The sequence below is a fragment of the Acinetobacter schindleri CIP 107287 genome, assembly GCF_000368625.1.
Lineage (GTDB): Bacteria > Pseudomonadota > Gammaproteobacteria > Pseudomonadales > Moraxellaceae > Acinetobacter > Acinetobacter schindleri.
Genome location: NZ_KB849585.1, coordinates 1 through 4659, shown reverse-complemented (window position 1 = coordinate 4659; position 4659 = coordinate 1). Strand labels below are relative to the sequence as shown.

The 4659-nt window shown below is 38.3% G+C and carries 6 protein-coding genes; 2 read left to right on the top strand and 4 right to left on the bottom strand.

Translation table 11 applies throughout. From position 1 onward, the window contains the following. Positions 1-2: 2 nt before the first annotated feature. Complete coding sequence (locus F955_RS15430) at positions 3-473, bottom strand: hypothetical protein (RefSeq protein ID WP_004870960.1); 471 nt, start codon at positions 471-473, stop codon at positions 3-5. Then, positions 470-1441 carry a MobQ family relaxase gene (gene mobQ, locus F955_RS15425; protein WP_004897098.1) on the bottom strand — a complete coding sequence of 324 codons (972 nt, stop codon included), beginning with the start codon at positions 1439-1441 and terminating at the stop codon, positions 470-472. The genes F955_RS15430 and mobQ overlap by 4 nt, the downstream gene beginning before the upstream one ends. A gap of 196 nt (positions 1442-1637) precedes the next feature. Between mobQ and F955_RS15420 the strand changes: the two genes are divergently transcribed. Then, a complete protein-coding gene (locus tag F955_RS15420; RefSeq protein ID WP_004897095.1) occupies positions 1638-1919 on the top strand; it encodes a hypothetical protein in 282 nt (93 codons plus the stop codon). On the opposite strand, the gene F955_RS15415 is transcribed toward F955_RS15420, so the two are convergent. Beyond that, positions 1916-2212 carry a hypothetical protein gene (locus tag F955_RS15415; protein ID WP_004897093.1) on the bottom strand — a complete coding sequence of 99 codons (297 nt, stop codon included), beginning with the start codon at positions 2210-2212 and terminating at the stop codon, positions 1916-1918. The genes F955_RS15420 and F955_RS15415 overlap by 4 nt on opposite strands. Continuing rightward, positions 2209-3147, bottom strand: a complete 939-nt coding sequence (gene repM, locus F955_RS15410) for a replication initiation protein RepM (protein ID WP_004897090.1) — start codon at positions 3145-3147, stop codon at positions 2209-2211. Before repM ends, F955_RS15415 begins: the two co-directional genes overlap by 4 nt. An 822-nt stretch (positions 3148-3969) precedes the next feature. On the opposite strand from repM, the gene F955_RS15405 reads away from it, so the two are divergent. Further along, the gene (locus F955_RS15405; protein ID WP_004897089.1) at positions 3970-4386 is read left to right on the top strand and encodes a pilin; all 417 of its coding nucleotides are present in this window, start codon (positions 3970-3972) and stop codon (positions 4384-4386) included. The last annotated feature ends 273 nt before the right edge of the window (positions 4387-4659 follow it).

Here is a 4659-nt window from a genome sequence, read left to right as displayed (position 1 = left end):
CATTATTTTGGGTCAATCACACAATAATCCTTATTCGCTCCGTGACAGTCATTTTTCATGATGCGAACGCAAGACTTCCCATTGCAATTTTTAATATCTAGGCTGTATTTTTGTTCTAGCCATGCAACGTCTGCTCTACGCTGTTTGATTTCGTCCATGCTCGGCACATATAAAAATAATGCTAAAAAGAAAACGATCAGCAAGCTAACAAAAGCACTGGCGTAGATTGCCATGAATCGCCAGTCAAGTTGATTGGTTGCATTGTTTAATTCTCGAATACTGTTGTTGAGTGCGTCTATTTGCTTCTGATTGGCGTTTTTTAGGTGTTTTTCGGTCTTATTGAGTACTCCGCTAGCCACTTCCTTGTAAAACGCTTCTAATCGCTTGTTATCGTCTGCTATGGCTTCTCGATACTCTTTCATAGATGCCAGTAAAATATAGAGCTGGTCATCTAGGTCGTTTTGGTTGCTCATCGGTACATTCCGCCCTGATCTAAGTCTTGTGATGCTTTACGGTTGGCTCGCTCGGCTTGCTGTTGCTCTAGTTTTTGTTGTCGTTGTATTTCGGCTTGGCGTTCTTGTTCTAGGCGTTTAGCTTCTTGGTTTTTCTGCCATTGCTCGAAGCCTTGCTCGGCACGGTTTAAACCGTGCTGTAAAACGCTGTCTGTGCGCTGTTGCTGTTGTTTGAGGTGTTGGGCGTTGTGTTGCTTCACATGGTCGTTATAACGGCTGATTTCGGTGTCTATGCCTTGTCTACGGAGTTGAGTGACCGAAGTCCCCTCATGAATGGTGGCTTGTAGTCCATTGTTCTGATCGGCATAGCTGCGGTGGTCTATTTTTTCTCGGTAGCCTGCTCGCTCCAGTGCGTGATTGGCTAAGTCCGCCCATGTTTCCCGAATCTGTTTGATGTCGTCTTGGGTTGTTCCCATATTTAGGCTTTTGCGTTTGGCATTACTTAACTCAATATCGGTTTTTGTCGTCAAAGTGAGTTTATTGTCAGGGTCTAATTCAGCTTTTCGGGTGGTCAGCATGATATGGGCGTGATGGTTTTTATCATTTCCGCCTTTGCTGGGTTCGTGAATGGCTAAATCTGCAATCACGCCATAACGATCAACAAGCGATTGGGCAAACTCTTTTGCCAAGTCCTTGCGCTGATCTGCATCCAGTTCATCAGGCAGGGCAATCACCCATTCTCTAGCGGTTCGAGCATCTTTGCGGTTTTCGGACTGTTCCGCCAAGTTCCACAATTCGCTACGGTCTATTTCTATATCAAGGTTAGACACAATTTCGCTATGGGCGACACCGTCCTTTCTCGTAAAGTCGTGGGTTAGTCCTGTTCGTTCATCTTTGAGTTTTTCCCCTGAACGGTAGGCAGACGATGCAACCGCAGTTCGTCCCGAACTTCGATTCACTGTTTTTGTTGAGCAATGATAAATCGCCATTTTTTCTTTCGCCTTTTTAAATTGCGTAGCAATTTTTTGGGGTTAAGGGGATTCCCCTTACGCAACGATGACTTGAATGAAATTCAAGTCGTAAGTGCGCATTTCATGAAAAACACGATAGCATATTAACCGCTTGAATTTCAATTCACAGGTTCTTATGCTTGAGTGGTTTTCCTATATCCCGAAATGAACCGTTATGACAAAATCTGCCGAAAATATCGAAAAGAAAATTGAAGCCCAGTTAGAGAAGCTGAAACAGTTAAAAGCGCAAAAACAGGCTATCGAAGCAAGAGAACGTACCAAGCAAAAAGAACAGCAACGAAAAGACGATACTAGACGTAAAATTCTGCTCGGTTCTTATTTAATTAAAAAAATGCAGAATGAAGCCAACAAAGAAAAAATACTCGCTGAATTGAACGAATATTTAACAGAAAATAGAGATAGACACCTTTTTGGTTTGCCCGACATTGAAGCCTAATTTTTCTTAGCTGTTTGGTTTTTTTGTTCGGCTTGATACTCTGGAATGAGCGTATTTAAAACCTTTTGAATATTGTATTTGTCCTCGATTTGTAAATTATCCCGATAGTAAATTAAGTTCTGTATTTTGCTTTCCATCTGCATTTTTTCGGTGGGTTCAGCATCTTTGGATAGTCGGGATAATAGGAAGATATAACCGCATATATTTTCTCTCGCAATTTCATAATTTACGATGTCGAGGTATTCAACGGTCACATGTTTTAGATCGGTTGATAGGTTATTTAATTTAATCATGGCTGAAATCCTGATTTTTCTAATATTGGATAAAGCTCTCTGAATTTTTCAGGTTCTAAAAGCATATCAGCGATACGAATAGCAAATTGTTGGTAGCTTTCTGTACCTTGTGAATATTTCCCCATCTCAGGCATTTCAGACATTTTTTTGGCAAATAAATGGCGCTGTGAGTCTGTCATTTTGACAAAAAAATCAGGGGTATTGGGATCACGTTTAACTTCAATTTTCGGCTGTGATTTTTGCTTAAATTTGAATGAAAACCCTGTGATTGTACGCCCCTGCTTATGTTGCTCATAAGTTGCTGTAATGTCTGTATGTTTATTAATTTGCTCAATAGCAATATGTAAAACTTTTTCTTTAAATTGCCCCATCCTTTGATACTTCTCATCTCCAACTCCAAGTTTTGAACGAAATTCACTTAAATCAATAATTGGGGTCTTACCAGTACTACGCCATGCGATTAAAAGTTCGTACAGGCGAATAGCATAACCGCTTGTTAGATTGGCAACTTGTTTTAATTCGTAGCTTGTAAGGTGTTGTTCAAGATAAGTGATTAGGGGTAAGACCGCTGGAGCAAAAGTAAATTCTATAGTTGCAGAATTATCAATATAAGCAATATCAGATACCCAGCGAGTAGTTTTATGAGCAATACCTCTTTCTCTAGGTTCTTGATAGCTAAACTGTCTGGAAAATAAAGACTTACAGGCATCCTTTAGAGTTTCGTATGCTGTGCTATGGCTTACACCGAACGTATTGATGTAACTTTCTGCTGTAATCTCGATTGGTTTATTGAAGGCGATATAGTCTAGGTGCATGTTATGGGTATGTTCCCGAATAATAACGATAGCTAATAAAATTAATCGTTGTTCGACAAGACCAAGACTATAACTAGCATTAATCAACGCATTATCTTTTACAACTAAGTCATTTTTCATGGTTATACACTTTTATAATTTAAGTGTATTTGTACACCTTTATAATATAGGTGTCAATATCATCGGAATTGGTGTACTTATATATCGGAATTAGTGTACTTATTAGGACTGAAATGTCGGAATTGGTGTACTTATACATCGGAATTGGTGTACTTATTAGCTGTGAAAGCCTTGCTGTGCTTGCATTTCAAGCAACCTAAAAATATTTAAAAATATATTTAAAAATAAAAAATATAAAAACTTGTAGAAAACAGCCCTATGCCCTCGCTAAAGCTCGGACGTTTTAACCTCGCTTTCGCTCGGTTGAGGGGCTGTTTTTTTCAAATGTGAGTTGAGGATTTAATAAAAAAGAAACTATGCCTTCGCTTCGCTCAGTAGTTTTATGCTCGCTTCGCTCGTCTATAATTTAGCTGATACAGTTCGCACCCATTCGGGATGCTCTGTATCTTTCGTTATGAAGCAAAGGGGAGCTTGTAATCAGGGAAAAAGCTGACTCAAAATTTTAATACCAGGTGATCGCTCGTAGACACTCGCTCGGTTATTTGAATATATTTTTTTCAATTTAATTACTTGTTTTTAATTTAGTTAAATTCTAAAATTAAAAAGGAAGGCTAGTTTAACTCCACATTTTAAACTAGCCTTCCTTTTCATATGACACTCCTAAGCGAAAAGTGACAAAAATTGTCACTTTCTAACTAATAAAATGACGGAAATTTTAGTTCTATATTTAAAATAATGATTTATAATGATTTATAATGATTGGCACAGTTTGTGCTAGTTTTATTTTAATATTGTACCTTACAACAGTTTTTGGGGAATGTTATGACTACACAAAAAGGTTTTACTCTTATTGAATTAATGATTGTTGTCGCTATTATCGGTATTTTGGCAGCAATTGCGATTCCTGCTTATCAAAACTATATTAAAAAAGCAGCATATAGCGAAGTTCTCTCTGCTATGACTTCTTATAAAACAGCAGTTGATGTGTGTTATGCAGAAGAAGGTGCGCTAGCTGCATGTGATGCTGGTGCGGGTGGTGTTCCTGCTGCGCCTGCGGCATCAACGGTTAAAGCATTCAATACTTTAACTGTTGTGGATGGTGTTATTACTGCGACTCCTAATGCTTACAAAGGCATTTTGGCTACTGAAACTTGTGTATTAACTCCTACTGTTTCTGGTGATCGTCTGCTTTGGGCTTATAGTGGTGATTGCGTAACCGCTAATTATGTTAAAAACTAATTGTTTTTTTATTCAAAAACGCATCTTTATAGATGCGTTTTTTTATTTTATCTTACTGAAATTAAAATTTAGCTCGATTCTTTAAAATATGGTTTTAACCATGTTTTAAAGTCGGGCAACTTTGCGACTGCTGTCATTGATTCGGTGATGACAAGAGCCGAGCAAAGTACTGTCTAATCATTATTTTGGGTCAATCACACAATAATCCTTATTCGCTCCGTGACAGTCATTTTTCATGATGCGAACGCAAGACTTCCCATTGCAATTTTTAAT

Bases quoted from the DNA above. Each gene is read 5' to 3' on its own strand.
- F955_RS15430 (WP_004870960.1), bottom strand. From the start codon at position 473: ATGAGCAACCAAAACGACCTAGATGACCAGCTCTATATTTTACTGGCA.
- mobQ (WP_004897098.1), bottom strand. From the start codon at position 1,441: ATGGCGATTTATCATTGCTCAACAAAAACAGTGAATCGAAGTTCGGGA.
- F955_RS15420 (WP_004897095.1), top strand. From the start codon at position 1,638: ATGACAAAATCTGCCGAAAATATCGAAAAGAAAATTGAAGCCCAGTTA.
- F955_RS15415 (WP_004897093.1), bottom strand. From the start codon at position 2,212: ATGATTAAATTAAATAACCTATCAACCGATCTAAAACATGTGACCGTT.
- repM (WP_004897090.1), bottom strand. From the start codon at position 3,147: ATGAAAAATGACTTAGTTGTAAAAGATAATGCGTTGATTAATGCTAGT.
- F955_RS15405 (WP_004897089.1), top strand. From the start codon at position 3,970: ATGACTACACAAAAAGGTTTTACTCTTATTGAATTAATGATTGTTGTC.